Origin of the sequence: Streptomyces sp. NBC_00005 (assembly GCF_045160215.1) — a bacterium.
Lineage (GTDB): Bacteria > Actinomycetota > Actinomycetes > Streptomycetales > Streptomycetaceae > Streptomyces.
The window spans coordinates 509,176-526,218 of record NZ_CP108316.1; the positions used below are offsets into that span (position 1 = coordinate 509,176).

At 71.7% G+C, this 17,043-nt stretch carries 17 protein-coding genes; 12 read left to right on the forward strand and 5 right to left on the reverse strand.

What is annotated here, in order from left to right:
• Positions 1 to 103: 103 nt before the first annotated feature.
• On the reverse strand, positions 104 to 1,261 hold the full coding sequence (locus OG303_RS02575) for a thiolase family protein (protein WP_405864273.1): 1,158 nt from the start codon (positions 1,259 to 1,261) through the stop codon (positions 104 to 106).
• Positions 1,254 to 2,723, reverse strand: coding sequence for a class I adenylate-forming enzyme family protein (locus OG303_RS02580; RefSeq protein WP_405864275.1), 1,470 nt, complete (start codon positions 2,721 to 2,723; stop codon positions 1,254 to 1,256). The genes OG303_RS02575 and OG303_RS02580 overlap by 8 nt, the downstream gene beginning before the upstream one ends.
• Positions 2,724 to 2,832: 109 nt before the next feature.
• On the opposite strand from OG303_RS02580, the gene OG303_RS02585 reads away from it, so the two are divergent.
• Both OG303_RS02585 and OG303_RS02590 read left to right on the forward strand, forming a co-directional pair.
• Positions 2,833 to 3,597 (forward strand): SDR family NAD(P)-dependent oxidoreductase, encoded by a 765-nt coding sequence (locus tag OG303_RS02585; RefSeq protein WP_405864277.1) that lies wholly within the window; start codon positions 2,833 to 2,835, stop codon positions 3,595 to 3,597.
• 62 nt (positions 3,598 to 3,659) lie between these two features.
• Positions 3,660 to 4,679, forward strand: a complete 1,020-nt coding sequence (locus OG303_RS02590; protein ID WP_405864279.1) for a 2Fe-2S iron-sulfur cluster-binding protein — start codon at positions 3,660 to 3,662, stop codon at positions 4,677 to 4,679.
• 67 nt (positions 4,680 to 4,746) lie between these two features.
• Here OG303_RS02590 and OG303_RS02595 read toward each other — a convergent pair whose 3' ends face one another.
• The 3 genes from OG303_RS02595 to OG303_RS02605 all read right to left on the reverse strand — a co-directional run bounded on the left by OG303_RS02595 (position 4,747) and on the right by OG303_RS02605 (position 6,490).
• On the reverse strand, positions 4,747 to 5,025 hold the full coding sequence (locus tag OG303_RS02595) for a hypothetical protein (protein WP_405864281.1): 279 nt from the start codon (positions 5,023 to 5,025) through the stop codon (positions 4,747 to 4,749).
• 115 nt (positions 5,026 to 5,140) lie between these two features.
• Positions 5,141 to 5,863 (reverse strand): TetR/AcrR family transcriptional regulator, encoded by a 723-nt coding sequence (locus OG303_RS02600; RefSeq protein ID WP_405864283.1) that lies wholly within the window; start codon positions 5,861 to 5,863, stop codon positions 5,141 to 5,143.
• A gap of 15 nt (positions 5,864 to 5,878) precedes the next feature.
• A complete protein-coding gene (locus OG303_RS02605) occupies positions 5,879 to 6,490 on the reverse strand; it encodes a carboxymuconolactone decarboxylase family protein (RefSeq protein ID WP_405864285.1) in 612 nt (203 codons plus the stop codon).
• A gap of 189 nt (positions 6,491 to 6,679) precedes the next feature.
• On the opposite strand from OG303_RS02605, the gene OG303_RS02610 reads away from it, so the two are divergent.
• From OG303_RS02610 to OG303_RS02655, 10 genes are all read left to right on the forward strand, one after another.
• Complete coding sequence (locus tag OG303_RS02610; protein ID WP_405864287.1) at positions 6,680 to 7,513, forward strand: NAD(P)-dependent oxidoreductase; 834 nt, start codon at positions 6,680 to 6,682, stop codon at positions 7,511 to 7,513.
• Between the two features lie 94 nt (positions 7,514 to 7,607).
• A complete protein-coding gene (locus tag OG303_RS02615) occupies positions 7,608 to 8,468 on the forward strand; it encodes a mycofactocin-coupled SDR family oxidoreductase (protein ID WP_405864289.1) in 861 nt (286 codons plus the stop codon).
• 35 nt (positions 8,469 to 8,503) lie between these two features.
• A complete protein-coding gene (locus OG303_RS02620; RefSeq protein ID WP_405864291.1) occupies positions 8,504 to 8,749 on the forward strand; it encodes a ferredoxin in 246 nt (81 codons plus the stop codon).
• Positions 8,746 to 10,119, forward strand: coding sequence for a cytochrome P450 (locus tag OG303_RS02625; RefSeq protein ID WP_405864293.1), 1,374 nt, complete (start codon positions 8,746 to 8,748; stop codon positions 10,117 to 10,119). The genes OG303_RS02620 and OG303_RS02625 overlap by 4 nt, the downstream gene beginning before the upstream one ends.
• Positions 10,120 to 10,185: 66 nt before the next feature.
• The gene (locus OG303_RS02630; protein ID WP_405864295.1) at positions 10,186 to 11,850 is read left to right on the forward strand and encodes a thiolase C-terminal domain-containing protein; all 1,665 of its coding nucleotides are present in this window, start codon (positions 10,186 to 10,188) and stop codon (positions 11,848 to 11,850) included.
• Complete coding sequence (locus tag OG303_RS02635; RefSeq protein ID WP_405864297.1) at positions 11,847 to 12,824, forward strand: alpha/beta hydrolase; 978 nt, start codon at positions 11,847 to 11,849, stop codon at positions 12,822 to 12,824. The genes OG303_RS02630 and OG303_RS02635 overlap by 4 nt, the downstream gene beginning before the upstream one ends.
• Positions 12,821 to 13,378, forward strand: a complete 558-nt coding sequence (locus OG303_RS02640; protein ID WP_405864299.1) for a DoxX family protein — start codon at positions 12,821 to 12,823, stop codon at positions 13,376 to 13,378. Before OG303_RS02635 ends, OG303_RS02640 begins: the two co-directional genes overlap by 4 nt.
• Positions 13,379 to 13,402: 24 nt before the next feature.
• Complete coding sequence (locus OG303_RS02645; protein ID WP_405864301.1) at positions 13,403 to 14,251, forward strand: NAD(P)-dependent oxidoreductase; 849 nt, start codon at positions 13,403 to 13,405, stop codon at positions 14,249 to 14,251.
• Between the two features lie 99 nt (positions 14,252 to 14,350).
• Positions 14,351 to 15,826 carry an aldehyde dehydrogenase family protein gene (locus OG303_RS02650; RefSeq protein WP_405864302.1) on the forward strand — a complete coding sequence of 492 codons (1,476 nt, stop codon included), beginning with the start codon at positions 14,351 to 14,353 and terminating at the stop codon, positions 15,824 to 15,826.
• Positions 15,823 to 17,031 (forward strand): CaiB/BaiF CoA transferase family protein, encoded by a 1,209-nt coding sequence (locus OG303_RS02655; protein ID WP_405864304.1) that lies wholly within the window; start codon positions 15,823 to 15,825, stop codon positions 17,029 to 17,031. Before OG303_RS02650 ends, OG303_RS02655 begins: the two co-directional genes overlap by 4 nt.
• The last annotated feature ends 12 nt before the right edge of the window (positions 17,032 to 17,043 follow it).

Consider the following 17,043-nt stretch of genomic DNA (forward strand, 5'->3'; position numbering starts at 1 on the left):
ACGGCTCCTCACGGCTGGCTCCTGATGCTCCCCATCGGGATGGAAACTATCTTCTCCTATATCGGTAATCAAGATTTCATACGGAAGTGGGACCCCGGGGCCCCTACGGCGCCTGTACCTCGATCACCACGGCCGAGCCCATGCCCCCGCCCGCGCACATGGCGGCCACACCGATCCCGCCGCCCCTGCGGCGCAGTTCGTGGACGAGGGTGACGAGCATGCGGCCGCCGGTGGCGGCCACGGGGTGGCCCAGGGAGCAGCCGCTGCCGTTGACGTTGACCTTGTCGGGGTCGAGGCCGAGGCGGCGGACGACGGCGACGCACATCGACGCGAACGCCTCGTTGATCTCGTACACGTCGACGTCGTCGACGCCGAGGCCGGCGCGCCCGAGGGCCTTGGGGATGGCCTGCACCGGGGCCAGTCCGGTGTCGGCGGGGTCGACACCGACCGAGGCCCAGGCCTTCACCGTCGCCAGGGCGGGCAGGCCGAGCCGGTCGCTGACGACGGCGAGGGCCGCCGCGGCGTCGTTGCCTCCGGCCGCGTTGCCCGCGGTGATGCTGAAGCCCTCGATCTCCGGGTGCAGCGGCTTGAGCCCGGCGAGCTTCTCCAACGACGTGTCGCGGCGCGGGTGTTCATCGACGGCGAAGAGGCCGTACGGGGTCTCGACGGGCACGATCTCGTCCTTGAAGCGACCTTCGTCGATGGCGCGGATCGCGTTGCGGTGCGAGCGCAGCGCCCAGGCGTCCATCTCCTCGCGGCCGACCCCGCCGGCCACGGCGGCGTTCCACCCGACCGTGATCGACATGTCGGTGTTGGGGGCGTCAGGGCGGTCGGGGTGGGTGGGCGGCATCCAGGCGTCGTCCCACTCCTCGCCCTGCCGGAAGCGGAAACGGGGCGATGTGGACGCGGAGTTGACGCCGCCCGCGATGACCACCTCGTCCATGCCGGAGCGGATGGTGGCGGCGGCGGACTGCACGGCGGCCAGCGAGGCGGCGCAGTGCCGGTTGTGGGCGAGGCCCGGCACGGTGGTCAGGCCCGCGGTGAGTGCGGCGTACCGGGCGATGACCCCGCCGCCGTACAGGCCCTCGGCGAGCATGACGTCGTCCACACGGTCGGCCCCGACGCCGAGTTCGGCCAGCCGGTCCGCGGTGGCGCGGACGATGCGGTCGGCGAGCGCGTAGGCATCGGTGTCGCGCAGGGTGCCCATGCGGGCGGTGCCCACGGGGGTGCGCAGGGCGGAGACGATCACGGCTTCAGGCATGGGAATTCTCCACGTTCTCCGGGATCTCCGGGTTCTCCAGGTCCTCCGGGCTCTCCAACTCGGCGACGAGGGTCCGGCGCAGCGGCTTTCCGGTACTCGTGCGGGGCAGGTCTGCGCGGAAGACGATGGTGTCGGGGGTCTTGGAGGTACGGAGGCGGCTCTTCGCCCAGAGCCGGATCTCCTCCGGCTCGCCGGTCCCCACGAGCACGGCGACGATCCGCTGCCCCCACTCCTCGTCCGGGACGCCGACGACGACTGCCTCGCGTACGCCCGGGTGGGCGAGGAGGACGTCCTCGATCTCGGCGGGGGCGATGTTCTCGCCGCCGCGGATGATGGTGTCGTCGGCCCGGCCCTCGACGAACAGGTAGCCGTCGGCGTCGAGCCGGCCGAGGTCCCCGGTCGGGAACCAGCCGTCCGCGTCCAGGGCGCTGCGTCCCTTGTACTCACCGGAGATCTGTTCGCCCCTGACGTGCACCAGGCCGGTGCCGCCCGGCGGGCACGGCTCGCCCGAAGCGGTGCGCAGCCGGATCTCGATGCCGGGCAGCGGCCGCCCGACGGAGGTGAGCCGGTCGCGGACGGCCGGGTCGGTGGAGGCGAGTGCGGCGCGGTGGTCGTCGGGTCCGAGCAGCGCGATCGACGAGGCGGTCTCGGTGAGGCCGTAGGCGTTGACGAAGTCGGTCCCGGGGAAGGCCCGCAGCGCCCTCTCGACGACGGTGCGCGGGGCACGGGCGCCGCCGTAGGCGAGGCTGCGCAGGGTGGGCGTCTGCGCCCCAAATCCGTCGGCGACGTGGTCGACGACACGGGCGAGCATCGTCGGCACCAGCATCGCGTGGGTGACCTGCTCCCGGCGCACCGTGGCGAGCCACTGCGCGGCGTCGAACGCCGGGAGGTACACCACACGGCGCCCGGTGTAGAGGTTGGACATCAGATTGGTGAGACCCGCGATGTGGTAGGGCGGGACGGCGACGAGCGCGGCGTCGTCCTCGTCCGCCGAGCCGAACTCCAGGGTGTTCAACACGTAGGCGAGCAGGTGCCGGTGACGTAGCAGGGCCGCCTTCGGGGCGGCGGCGGTGCCGCTGGTGTAGAGGATGACGGCCACCGCGTCCTCGTCCCACGGCGGCTGCGCGTCCTCGCCCGCAGCCGGTCCCGTCTCGTCGAGGAGACCGGCCAGGTCCTCGGGGCCGAGCCGCACGGCACCGGTGTGCCGCTCCTCGATCTGCGCCAACTGTTCTGCGCCGAGGCGGTAGTTGAGGGGTACGAAGGGCACGCCCGCGAGGGCGCAGCCGAAGAGCGCCACCGGGTAGGCGAGGTGGTTGGGCGCACGGTAGAGCACCGCCGGCGCCCCGCGGAAGCGCTCGGCGGCGCGGCGCGCGAGGCCGAGGATCCGGGCGGCGGACAGGGAGCGGCCGTCGAGGGTGACCGAGGGCCGCTCCCCGGCCGATGCGGCCATTTCGAGAGTCATCACAATATTCATGAGAGTGTTATTCTCGCCTCAGTAGAGTGGTACTTTCAAGAGTGGCGCCCCCTCAAGACCCCTTGGAGCACGAGCCGTTCAAGAGCGGGGAGTACAGATGCAGATCACCGGGAGTTCAGCGATCGTGGTGGGCGGCACCGGCGGCCTCGGTGAGGCCACGGTGCGCCGACTGCACGCCGCGGGCGCCAAGGTCGTGGCCGCCGATGTCAATGACGAGAAGGGCAAGGCGCTGGAGGCCGAGCTCGGGGTGCGTTACGTGCGCACCGACGCGACCGACGAGGACAGCGTCAACGCGGCGATCGCCGAGGCCGAGCGCGCGGGCCCGCTGCGCATCGTGGTCGACGTGCACGGCGGCCCCGCGGGCGGCGGCCGCCTGGTCGCCAAGGACGGCAGCCCGCTGCCTCTGGAAGCGTTCCGCACCACGATCGACTACTACCTGACCTCTGTCTTCAACGTGCTGCGCCTCGGCGCCGCCGCCCTGGCCCGGCAGGAGCCGCTGGAGGATGGTGGCCGGGGCGTCATCGTCACGACCGCGTCCATCGCCGCGTTCGAGGGACAGATCGGCCAGCTCCCGTACGCCGCCGCGAAGGGCGGCGTCGCGAGCATGACGCTGGTCGCCGCGCGCGACCTGTCCCCGCTGGGCATCCGGGTCACCACCATCGCCCCCGGCACCATCAACACCCCCGCGTACGGAGAGGCCGGCGACCAGCTGGAGGCGTACTGGGGGCCGCAGGTCCCGTTCCCCAAGCGCATGGGGCGCAGCGAGGAGTACGCGGCGCTGGTCCAGGCCCTGTGCGAGAACGACTACTTGAACGGCGAGGTCGTGCGCCTGGACGGCGCGCTGCGCTTCCCGCCCAAGTAACGGCGCCGTACCGACACCCTCGTCGACACGACCCCAGGGACACCGCACCAGGAGGATGCCCCATGCCGAGCTCCCCGCTGTTCCGGCGCGCGAGCGTGACTCGGATCGTTCAGGAGACCGCCGACGCCCGCACGTTCACGCTTGCCCCGCTGGAGGGACCGCTCACGTACGAGGCCGGGCAGTACTGCATCTTCAGGATTGCGGTCGACGGGCGGCCGGCGCCGCGCGCGTACTCGTTCTCCAGCGCCCCCGGCTTCGACGACGAGATCACCACGACCGTCAAGCGTGTCCCGGGCGGCGCCGCGTCCAACTGGCTGCACGATCACGTCCGCGAGGGCGACGAGCTCGAACTCACCGCACCGCGCGGCAAGTTCACCCTGCGCCCCGCCGACACACCGCTCCTGGGGTTCTGCGGCGGCAGCGGCATCACGCCGGTGCTGTCGCTGGCCAAGAGCGCGCTCGCGGGAAGCGAGCGCCGTGTCCGGCTGCTGTGCGCCGACCGGAACCGCGGCCAGGCAATCTTCCACGACACGCTCGACGAACTGGCGGCGCGCTTCCCCGGCCGCCTTGAGGTGGTGCGTCACCTCGACGACGTACGCGGCTATCTCACCGCGGCGGACGTCAAGGAGTTCGCCGGGGCCGACGCGGGCGCCGACGCGTATGTGTGCGGGCCCGAACCCTTCATGGAACTGGTCGGGTCGGCCCTGGTCGGCACGGGGCGGGTGTTCAGCGAGCGGTTCTCGGGCGGCGAGGTTCCCGCGCCCCGGGCCGAGCCCGACCCGGTTCCTTCGCCGGCCCGGGAGCCGGGCACCGTCACGATTGTCATGAACCACCGACGTGAGACGATCAGCCGCCGCCCCGGGGAGACTCTGCTGCAGAGCGCGCGCCGGGCCGGGTTCGCCCCGCCCTTCTCCTGCGAGGCGGGCAACTGCGCGACCTGTATGGCGATCGTGCGCGAGGGCAGGGCGACCATGCGGGCCAATGACGCGCTCATGGACGACGAGGTCGCCGAGGGGTACGTCCTGACCTGCCAGGCGGTGCCGGACGAGGATCCGCCGTCCCTGGTGGTGGAGTACGAGTGAGCCGCGCGTGACACACGGCTGAGGCGCCGCCCTCCAGAGGGGCGGCGCCTCAGCCGTGTTCCGGTCGTCAGGACTGTTCGGGGCCGGGGTCGCACAGCACGAGGATCGCGCGGGCGACGAGTTCGCTGCCGCCGCCGAGCTGCTCGCTGTACCGGGTGATGGTGTCCCGGACCGCTCCGGTGAACGAGGGGTCGACGCCGCGGGGGCCGGTCGGCGCCGGGAGTTCGCGCACCATGGCGCGACGACGGCGCAGCAGCTCGATGATCTCGTCGTCCAGCTGCCGCAGATCGCTGCAGGACGGCGCCTCGGCGGGGTCCGCGAGCGGGGAGGCGAAGTTGATGTCCACGGCGGATCTCCGTTCGTCGCTGTATCGCTGACCGTGCAAAGCCTCCAAGCCCTTCACGTGGTGCCCCTCTCGTACTCGAAGCGCCGGACCACAACACGATATCAATAATCTCTGATTACGAGAATGGCGTTTCCGTACGTGACGTCTCCGGCCTGTCCGCCGCCGACGTCCGACGTACGTCCATCACCCCATGGGCGAGCAGATCCCACAACGCCTCGGCCTGCTCGCTGCCTTCAGCGCCGGGTCGCACGAAGGCACCGCTGATGCTGAGGGCGAACGAGTTGAACATGATGGCCTGCAGCATCGCCCCGGCCGCCGCGCGCCGGTCGAGTCCGGCACGCACCGACCCCTCGGCGGCCGCCTCGTCGAGGATCTCCTCAAGAAGCGCGAACATCGGGGCGAAGGCCCCGGACGCCTCCTGGGGATCGTCGGTCAGCAGCTGCTGCGCGAAGTCGGCCATGCCGAGGATCTCGACGGACCTCGGGGAACGCGCCTCGGTCGGCGGCCGGCACAGCCGGTGGTACTCGACGGTGAAGCGCCGCAGCCGACTCAGCGCGTCCGGCTCCTGCGCGACGGTCTCCCGCAACCGGCGCGCGGTGCTGTGGACCGACTCCTCAAGGAGCGCGAGCAGCAGCTCGTGCTTGCCGCCGAAGTTCTGGTAGAAGCTGCGCAGCGACTGCCCCGACTTCTTGACGACCTCCTGGACCGTGAAGTCCTTGCCCGATTCGCCGACGATCAGTTCGAGCGCGGCATCGAGAAACCTCTGCACCCGCTTCTCGGCGCGCGCCCGCACCGGGTCGACCGAGCGGGCGACGGCCTGTTCCCGCCAACTCGCCATGCGCGAGTCCCCCTGTCAGCCGACCCCGCCGAGGTCGTCGTCGAGTACCACCCCGAAGGTCCTGAAGGCCATGGCGATCGTGTCGTACGCCCCGACGCTGAACACCACGTCCATCAACTGCCGCTCGTCCAGCACCTTGGTCAGCTCCCGCCAGGTGCTGTCCGCGATCCGCGCGTCCGCGATCAGCTCGTCCACGGCCCGCAGCAGCGCACGCTCCTCGTCGTTCCAGCCGGGGGCGCCGGGCCCCTCGGCGACCCGCGCGATCTCCTCGTCCGTCATGCCGGCCTCGTGCCGTGCGATCCACTCGTGCTGCTTCCACTGGTACGTGGCCTCGCGCAGCGCGCCGATCCGCAGGACGAGGAGCTCGCGCTGGCGGATCATCAGGCTGGTGGCGAAGAGCAGATGGCCGTTGAAGACGTTGAAGGCGCGGGTCAGTTCCGGGTAGCGGGCCAGGACGCCGAGCGCGTTGAGGCCCTTGGGGCGGTCGGCTCCCTTGTCGGGCACCGGATGCCGGGGCGCCGGAGGAACGAGGGCGGCCAGGGCCTCGCGCATCTGCGGCGGCCACTGCCGGACCGGCAGGGGCGCGATGCGGGGCTCGGTCGGCCCGGCCTCGGGCGTGGTGGTCATGACCGTGCATCTCCTGTTTTCATGACTGGAGAATACGATTCTCCCAACTTCCGGGCAACAGGCCCAGCGGAGCGCACGGGACGACGGACACCCCGGAGAAAGTCGCGGCCGACACCTTCCGTGAGCCCATGGGCGAGATTACAGTTCTCGCGAAATGAAAGGGGAATTCTTGTGGCGCGCGGATCACCCGTGAAGCGGCTGGGGTTCATCGGTGCGGGACGCATGGGGCTGCCCATGGTGCGCCGCCTGGTGGCGGCCGGCCACGAGGTGTGTGCCGTGGGCCGCACGCCGGAGCGGCGCACCGCGCTGGCCGGTGAGGGCGTCCGCACCGCCGACCATGCCGAGGACGCGGTGCGCGAGGCCGACGCGGCCCTGGTGTGCGTGTTCAACGACCGGCAGGTGCGCACGGTCTGCCTCGACGGCGGGCTGCTCGACGCGCTACCGGAGGGCACCGCGCTGATCGTCCACACCACCGTCGGCCCACGCACCGTCCAGGAGATCGCCGAGCGGGCCGAGGCGCGCGGCATCGCGGTGCTCGACGCGCCGGTGAGCGGCGGGCCGCGCGACATCGTGGCGGGCCGGCTGACCGTCTTCGCAGGCGGCGACGAGGCCACCGTCGACCGGCTGCGGCCGGTGCTCGCGGCCTACGCGGACCCGGTGCTCGCGGTGGGTCCGGTGGGCGCGGGGCAGAGCGTGAAGCTCGTGAACAACGCGCTGTTCGCAGCCCAGTTGGGGCTGGTCTCGGAGGCAACGCGGCTGGGCCGCGACCTCGGCGTCGAGGAGAGCGCCCTCCTGTCGGCGCTCGGTCACGGCAGCGCGGCGAGCCGGGCCCTGGCGGGGGCGTCGTCGCGCGGTTCGGCGGGGCGATTCATCACCGACGTACGGGAGTTCCTGGACAAGGACGTGGCGGTCGTCCGGCAGGTCGCGGACCGGCTCGGCGTACGGCTCGGCGCTCTTGAGCCGGCGCTCGCCGCGCTGGATCGTGCCGCGCCGGATCGCGCCGGGTCCTCCACCAGCAGATGACCGGGTCACGCCCGGTTCCGCGGCGGTACGCAGCAACAAGATCCGCATTCGGCACACCGCCGACGGCGCGGGAAGACGAACAAGGGGAAGCGGCATGGGGCGAGTCGAAGGAAAGGTCGCGTTCATCACCGGCGCGGCACGCGGCCAGGGGCGCAGTCACGCGGTGCGGCTCGCGGAGGAGGGTGCCGACATCGTCGCGATCGACCTGTGCCGCGACTACGAGACGGTCGACTATCCGATGGCGACGCCGGAGGACCTGAAGGAGACGGCGCGGCTCGTGGAGAAGCTGGGCCGCAGGGTCCTTCCGATCCAGGCCGATGTGCGCAGCATCGATGCGATGCGGGACGCCGTGGACAGCACGGTGGCCGAGTTCGGCGGGATCGACATCGTCGTCGCGCAGGCCGGTATCGCGCCCCTGCACGGCTCTCCGCCGCTGCAGGCGTGGGCCGACGCCGTCGACGTCGACCTGATCGGCAGCATCAACGCCATCCAGGCCGCCCTGCCGCATCTGCGCGAGGGCGCATCCGTGATCGCCACCGCCTCGACGGCCGCCCTCATGGAGCACGGCATCGTGGACAACCCCGGCTCCAACCCGGGCGGCGCCGGCTACGCGTACGCCAAGCGGGCCCTCGCGGAGTACGTGCACGAACTGGCCCGCAACCTGGCTCCGTTGAGGCAGCGCGCCAATGTCGTGCACCCCACGAACTGCAACACCCCGATGCTCCAGAGCGAGCCGATGTACAAGTCGTTCCGCCCCGACCTGGAGCACCCGACCCGGCAGGACGCCGAGCCCGCGTTCGCCTCGCAGCAGGCGATGCCCATCCCGTTCGTGGAGCCGATCGACATCAGCAACGCGGTGCTGTTCCTCGCCTCCGACGAGGCCCGGTACATCACCGGCGTGCAGCTGCGCGTGGACGCGGGCGGCTATCTGAAGTGGTACGACTGGCGCCGCTGACGGGACGTCAGAAGAACGGAACGAAAGGGCTGTTCATGAAGGTCAGCGTCGACGAGGACCGCTGTCAGGGGCACACCCTCTGCGCCATGATCGCGCCGAAGGTGTTCCGGCTCAGCGAGATCGACGGGCATTCGTCGCCGGTCGGCGAGGACGTCCCGGCGGGCGAGGAGGCGGCCGCCGCCGAGGCGGTGCGCTCCTGCCCGGAGCGGGCCATATCCCTCACCGACACCAACACCGCCGACGGGCCCACCCGCACAGGGAGCAACGGAGCAACATCGTGAACGCACACGACGCGCCCGACGCCGCCGAACAGGCACGCAAGAACCGTCGGTACGAGTTCGACCGGCACGCCCCCGACTACCGCGAGCGGTTCGTCGAGATCACCGAGGAGATGCAGGGCCGCTGCCCCCTGGCCTGGTCCGACACACACGGCGGGCACTTCGTGGCCGCCGGACACCAGACCGTCTTCGACCTCGCGCGGTCCGCCGACAAGCTCTCCAACGACCACGACGTGACCGGCGAGCGCAACGGCTACGTCGGCATAAGCATCCCCGCTCCGAACCGCAACCGGGGCTTTCGCGGCGGGTTCCTGGAGATGGACCCGCCGGAGCAGCGCTACTACCGCCAGGCCCTCAACCCGTATCTCTCACCGGCTGCGGTGCAGCGCTGGATCCCGTTCCTGGACGACCTGATCCGCGCCTGTGTCGACGAGCGGATCGAGTCGGGCCGCATCGACTTCGTGGAGGATCTCGCCAACCCGGTGCCCGCGGTGTTCACCCTGGCCATGATGGGGATCCCGCTGAGGAACTGGCAGATCTACAACGAGCCCTCGCACGCCGGGGTCTACACGCCGCCCGACTCCCCCGACATGGCGCGGGTGCGTGACCTGCACCTCGCGATGATGCAGGACCTCGGGCGGCAGATGCAGGCGATCCGCACCGAGCCCCGGGCAGGGCTCGTGGACGCCGTGGTCAACGCGAAGATCGGCGACACCGAGCCGTCCGACATGGACCTCATCGGGGTCCTCGCCCTGCTGATCGGGGGCGGCTTCGACACGACCACCGCACTGACCGGCCGTTCGATCGAGTGGCTGTCGCAGCACCCCGAGGAGCGCGAGCGGCTCAGCCGGGAGCGCGGAACACTCCTCGACCCCGCCACGGAGGAGTTCCTGCGCTACTTCACCCCCGCCGTGGGCAACGGCCGTACCGTCTCCGTGGACTGCGAGATGGCCGGACAGGAGTTCAGGGAGGGCGACCGGCTCTGGCTGTCGTGGGCCATGGCCAACCGCGACCCGGCCGTCTTCCTCGACCCGAACACCGTCGACCTGGAACGCAAGGGCAACCGCCACCAGGCGTTCGGCCTCGGCATCCACCGCTGCATCGGCTCCAACGTGGCGCGGGTGGTGTTCAAGCGCATGATCGCCCACGTCATGGACCGGATGCCGGACTACGCGTGCGACGCGGAGGGGACCGTGTACTACGACTCCGTCGGCGTCATCAACGGCATGCGCCATCTGCCCGCCGACTTCACGCCGGGCCCGCGGCTCGGCCCGGGACTCGACGAGACCCTGGACAAGCTGCAGAAAGCCTGCGACGAGCAGGGCCTCGCGGCCCCGGTGACCACGCGCGGCGAGCGGGCCGACATCCGCTGACCCTCGCGCCCTCCCCCGCCCGCACCGGACGGGGGAGGTGCCCGTAGCGCTTCCCAAGGAGATCCTGTGGCCCGGCGCCCCCTGCCCCTGCTGACGGACGAGACCGAGTTCTTCTGGACGTCCGGCGCGGACGGCCGCCTCCGCTTCCAGCGGTGCGAGGGCTGCTCGGCGCTGATCCATCCACCCCAGCCGGTGTGCCGGTACTGCCGAGGCCACGCCCTGACCGTCACCGAGGTCGCGGGCACGGCCACCCTGGTCTCCTTCACCGTCAACGAACGCTTCTCCTCGCCCGGCCTCGAACCGCCGTACGTGGTGGCCCGGGTGACGATCGACGAGGACCCGCGGGTGCGGCTCACCACCGGCATCATCGGCTGCGAACCGTCCGAACTGCGGCTCGGCATGCGCCTGGAGGTCGTCTTCGAGCAGGTCGAGGACGTCTGGCTGCCGCTGTTCCGGCCCGGCGCCGAGCAGCCGGACGAGCCCGTCGCGCTGCCGCCGGACCACCCGGGCCCCGAGCGGATCCGAGCTCTCGTACGTCCCCCGCTCGGCGCCGAACGCTTCGAGCACAAGGCCGCGCTCACCGGCACCGGAGCCTCCCGCATCGGCCGCCGCCTCGGCGTGCCGCCGCTCACGCTCACCGTCGAGGCGTGCGAGAAGGCCGTCGCGGACGCCGGGCTGACCCTCGACGGCATCGACGGCCTGGCCACCTACCCGGGCGCCGGCGTCACCGCCGGGTTCGGCGAGGGCGGGGTCAACGCCCTGGAGAACGCCCTCGGGATCCGCCCGACCTGGCACAACGGCGGGATGGAGACCTTCGGCCCCACCGGCTCGGTGATCGCCGCGATGCTCGCCGTCGCGGGCGGTCTGGCCCGGCACGTGCTGTGTTTCCGCACCGTGTGGGAGACCACCCACACCCAGCAGCTGCGCGAGGGCAGGCGGCCCGCCACCCAGCCCGACCGGGTGACGGACGGTGCCCAGTGGACCGCACCGTTCGGCGCGGTCTCCGCCGCCCACGCCCTCGCGCAGAACGCACAGCGCCACTTCCACGCGTACGGCACCACCCGCGAGACGCTGGGCTGGATAGCCCTCAACCAGCGCGCGGGCGCCGCCCTCAACCCCGAGGCGATCTACCGCGAGCCGCTCACCATGGACGACTATCTGTCGGCCCGCCCCATCACCAGCCCCTTCGGCCTCTACGACTGCGACGTGCCCTGCGACGCGTCGATCGCGGTGGTGGTCTCGGCCGTGGACGCCGCGCGCGAGCTGCCGAAGCCGCCCGTGCTCGTGGAGGCGGTGGGCACCCAGCTGGTCGAGCGCCTCGAATGGGACCAGTCGACCTCCACGCACGAGCCACAGGTGCTCGGGCAGGCCGCCCACCTGTGGACCCGCACCGAGCTGCGCCCCGCGGATGTCGACGTGGCGCTGCTGTACGACGGCTTCACCATGAACTGCCTTTCCTGGATAGAGGCGTTGGGCTTCTGCGGCATCGGCGAGGCCAAGGACTTCCTGGACGGCGGCAAGAACATCGCCCGCGACGGGTTGCTGCCCGTCAATCCGCACGGCGGGCAGCTCTCGCACGGCCGCACCCACGGCATGGGCCTGGTCCGTGAGGCGATCACCCAGTTGCGCGGCGAGGGCGGCGCCCGGCAGATCGGCGGCGCGCGAACCGCGGTGGTCGCCACGGGGGGCCTCACACCGAGCGGTGTCATGCTGCTGCGAGCGGACGTATGACGGTGCCCGGCCGCCTGGAGGCGGCCCTCGACGGCGGTGCCGCGCCGAGCGTGCGCACCGCGACCGTCCGGGTGGACGGACTCCCGCTGTCCGCCCGTGTCTGCTCGCCGCCGTCGCCCCGCGCGGTGATCCTCGCGCTGCACGGCGGCGGCACCACCTCGCTGTACTTCGACTGCCCCGGCCGGCCCGAACTGTCCCTGCTGCGCGCCGGAGCCGCACTCGGCTACGCGGTCGTCGCCATGGACCGGCCCGGCTACGGGATCTCCGCGCCCCATGCCGAGCACTACCGCGATCCGCAGCGGCGCGTCGACACCGCGTACGCGGCGCTCGATCGATTCCTGGACCAACTTCCGGGCCGCCCCGCCGTGTTCCTGGCCGCGCACTCGGCGGGCTGCGAGCTCGCGACGCGCATGGCGGCCGACCCCCGAGGGCGCCGGCTGCTCGGCCTGGAGATCGCGGGCACCGGCCTGCGGCACCAGCCCGACACAATGCGCGCTTTGGACGAGGGGGGTGCGGCCCATCGGCGCAGCGGCCGACGTCCCGCCGGCATCCGAGCGGCGCTGTGGGGGCCGGCCGAACTGTACGCGCGCGACGTGTGGAACACCCCGTACATCGCCTCGGGCACCCCCGCCTACGAGGGAACCGCGCGCAAGTGGGTGGAGCGCGACTTCGCCCCGCTCGCCGCCGAGGTACGGATTCCGGTGCAGTTCAGCCTCGGCGACCACGAGGGGGTCTGGGAGTCGGGGCCCGCCGCGCTGGCCGAGATCACCGGGCTCTTCACCGCGTCGCCCCTCGTCCGGCCCAACGAACAGGCGGGCTGCGGCCACAACTTGAGCCTGGGGTTCGCCGCCCGCAGCTATCACCTGCGAGTCCTCGCGTTCGCCGAAGAGTGCGCTGTCCGGCGCGAACGCGACGGGGCGGACGACGCCAGCAGGGCTGGCAGGGCTGACACAACGGAAGGAGAGGTCGCATGAGTGACGCCGAGGCGTTCGCCGTGCTCCTGCTGCGCCTGGTGATCGGCGCGACGATGGCCGTGCACGGCCTGAACCACTGGCGCGGTGGTGGGCGCATCGCGGGCACCGCGGGCTGGTTCGAGAGCCTGGGGCTGCGCAACGGGCGGCTGCAGGCTTGGATGAGCGTGATCACGGAGATCGGCGCCGGGGTGCTGCTCGCCGCCGGCTTCCTGACGCCGATGGCCTGCGCGGCGGTGATCTCCGTAATGCTCGTGGCGGGCCTGCTCGCGCATCGCTCCAACGGTTTCTTCGTCTTCAAGGACGGCTACGAGTACGTCCTCGTCCTGGGCGTGAGCTGTCTGGCCCTCGCCGTAACCGGGCCCGGCCCCTGGTCCCTCGACGCGGCGTTCGACATCGAGGTGACCGGCTGGGCCGGCGGCGCCGTCGCGCTCGGGATCGGCGTCGCGGCGACGGGCGGCCTGCTCGCCACCTTCTGGCGGCCCGAGAAGCCCAAGCCGCCCGAGACACCCGAGATGTCCGGGAAACCTGAGCCTCAGACCTCCGAACAGGCCTGAGAAAACCCTTCCGTTGGAGGTCTTGTGACACACGCCGGATTCATCGGCCTGGGCAGTCAGGGTGCCCCCATGGCCCAGCGCGTCCTGGACGCCGGGCTCCCCCTGACACTGTGGGCGCGCAGCCCCGCGTCCTTGGAGGCGTTCGCGGGCACGAAGGCCGAACTCGCCGCCACACCGGCCGAGTTGGCTTCCGTCTGCGACGTGGTGGGCGTGTGCGTGGTGGCGGACGCCGATGTGGAGGAGGTGGTCCTCGGTCCGTCCGGCGTCATGGCGGGTCTGCGCCCCGGCGCCGTTCTCGCCGTGCACAGCACCGTCCACCCCGACACCTGCCGACGCCTGGGCGCGCTCGCCGCCGAGCGGGGCGCGCACGTCGTGGACGCCCCGGTCAGCGGCGGCGGTCCGGCGGCGGCCTCGGGAAAGCTGCTCGTCATGGTGGGCGGCGAGAGCGAGGCGGTGGAGCGCTGCCGCCCGGTCTTCGAGACGTACGGCGACCCGGTCGTGCACCTGGGGCCGCTCGGCGCGGGACAGGTCACCAAGCTCCTCAACAACACCCTGTTCACCGCCAACTTCGGGATCGCCGCCAGCGCCCTGGCACTGGGGCAGCAGCTGGGTGTCGAGCCGGAGCGCTTCGCCGAGGTCGCGGGCCACGGCAGCGCCGCCAGCTTCGCGCTCGGCCGGCTCGCCGCGTCGGGCTGTGATCCGGCACGCCTGGGCTCCATGGCGGGCGGGCTGCTCGGCAAGGACGTCCGGCTGATGGGGGCCCTCGTCGACGGCACCCCCGCCGAGGCGGTGCTCGCACAGGCCCGTGTCGCCCTGGAGCGGATGGGCGCCCCGCTCGACGCACTCGACGCACCCGACGCCGCAAAGGAGTGACCGTACCCACGGGGGCACTGCCCGCAGGGCCTGAACTCCCCTTCGCTTCATGACCGTTCACTTTCGCGGCAGCTCAGTTTCGCAGGAGGCGCACAGCAGATGACCGACACAGCCCCCGACCGGCGGCTTCTGATAGACGGCCGGCTCACCACCGCCACGACCACGTTCGCCTCCCTCAACCCGGCCACGGGTGCCGTCATCGGCCATGCCCCCGACGCGGGCCCCGCCGAGGCCGAGGCCGCCGTCGCCGCCGCCCGCCGGGCCTTCGACACCACCACCTGGGCCACCGACCGGGACTTCCGCGCGCACTGCCTCGACCAGCTGCACCGCACACTAGTCGCGCACAAGGAAGAACTGCGGGCCCTGACCATCGCGGAGGTCGGCGCCCCGCACCAACTCACCGCGGGCGCCCAGCTGGAGGAGCCGATCGGCGTCGTCCGCTGGTACGCCGACCTGCTGCCGGCCTACGAGTTCAGCCGCGACCTCGGGGTCGTCGAGGCCCGTGGCGCACGGCACCGCCGCTGGGTCGAGAAGGAGGCGGCCGGGGTGGTCGCGGCGATCATCCCGTACAACTACCCGAACCAGATCGCCCTGGGGAAGATCACCCCCGCCCTCGCCGCGGGCTGCACCGTCGTCCTCAAGGGCTCGCCGGACACCCCGCTGATCACCCTGGCGCTCGGTGAACTGATCGCGGAGCACACCGACATCCCGGCCGGCGTCGTCAACATCCTGTCCTCCTCGGGCGCGGCGGCCGGCGAGGTGCTGACCACCCACCCGAACGTCGACGTGGTCACGTTCACCGGCTCGACCGCCACAGGACGCCGCATCATGGCCGCCGCGTCCGGCACGGTCAAACGCGTCTTCCTCGAACTCGGCGGCAAGTCCGCCATGGTGCTGCTCGACGACGCCGACTTCCAGGCCGCTTCGATGATGGCGGCGTACATGTCCTGCAGCCACGCCGGGCAGGGCTGCGCGATCTGCACCCGCCTCCTGGTGCCACGTGAGCGGCACGACGAGGTCGTCGAGATGGTCGCCCAGGCCATGTCCCACATCCCGGTCGGTGACCCCGCCGACCCGGCCACGTACATGGGGCCGCTCATCAGCGAGCGCCAGCGCGACAAGGTGGACGCCATGGTGCGGCGCGCCGTGGCCGACGGGGCGAAGCTGGTGTGCGGCGGCGAGCGGACGAACCCCGGCTTCTTCTACCGGCCCACGCTCCTGGCCGGGGTTGACCCGGACAGCGAGATCGCGCAGGAGGAGGTCTTCGGCCCGGTCCTGTCCGTCATCGCGTACGACGCCGAAGACAACAACAACGACGACGCCGCCGACGCCGTACGCATCGCCAACAACTCCGTCTACGGCCTGTCCGGTGCCGTGTTCTCCGCGTCCGAGGAGCGCGCGGTGAACGTGGCGCGGCGCATCCGCAGCGGCACGTTCAGCATCAACGGCGGCAACTACTTCGCGCCGGACAGCCCCTTCGGCGGCTACAAGCAGTCGGGGGTCGGCCGCGAGTACGGGCTCGAAGGGCTCGCGGAATTCCTGGAGACCAAGACGTTCGGGGCGGTGGCGAAGTGAAGCCTCTTGAGGGAATCAGGGTCATCGAGGTCGCGATGTACGGTTTCGTGCCCTCGGCCGGTGCCGTGCTCGCCGACTGGGGCGCGGACGTCGTCAAGATCGAGCACGCCGTGCACGGGGACCCACAGCGCGGCCTGCGGCGCACGGGCGCCTTCGTCGTCGAGGAAGGCGACCCGAACCCCAACATCGAGCACGCCAACCGCGGAAAGCGCAGCCTGGGCCTGGACATCTCCAAACCGGAGGGGATGGCGGTGCTGCGCGAACTGGTCGCGGGCGCCGATGTGTTCCTGACCAGTTTTCTGCCCGCGGCGCGCCGCCGCTTCGGCATCGAGCCCGAGGACATCCGCACGATCAGGGCGGACATCGTGTACGCCCGCGGCAGCGCGTTCGGCCCCAGCGGTCCGGAGTCCGGCAAGGGCGGCTACGACATGACCGCCTTCTGGGCGCGTTCGTCGACGGCGGCCAGCATCACCCCGGAAGGCATGGAGGGCATACTCTCGCCGCCGGTGCCCGCGTACGGGGACACCATCTCCGGGACGAACCTCGCGGGCGGCGTCGCGGCGGCGCTGCTGCACCGGGAGCGCACGGGCCAGGGCTCCGTCGTGGATGTGTCCCTGCTCGGCAGCGGCGTGTGGGCCATGGGGCACGGCATCGCCCTTGCCCGCGCGCAGAAGAAGCCGTGGTTGATGGCACGGCCGGGCGGCCCCAATGCGATGGCGAACCCGCTCAGCGGCATCTACCGCACGGCCGACGACCGGCATGTGTCCCTGGTGATGCTGCAGCCGCAGAAGTACTGGGCGGACGTGTGCCGGCACGTCGGCCGGCCGGACCTCGCCGACGACGCGCGCTTCGCGACCGCCGAACTCATCGCCGAGCACGTGGAGGAGGGGGTGGAACTGCTGCGCGAGGCCTTCGCCGCCCGGCCGCTCGCGGAGTGGGCCGAACGCTTCGTCACCCTGGCCGGGCCCTGGGCTCCCGTGCAGGACTCCGTCCAGGTCGGCGACGACGTACAGGTCCGCGCCAACAAGTACGTCACCCAGGCCGGGGAGCTCGAACTGGCCGCGAGTCCCGTGCAGTTCGACACCGAGCCGGTCGATCTGGAACCCGCGCCGGAGTTCGCCGCCCACACCGAACAGATCCTGCTCGAACTGGGCATGGACTGGGAGCGCATCCTCGCCCTGAAGGAGGCGGGCGCGGTCACCTGAACAATCACGCGA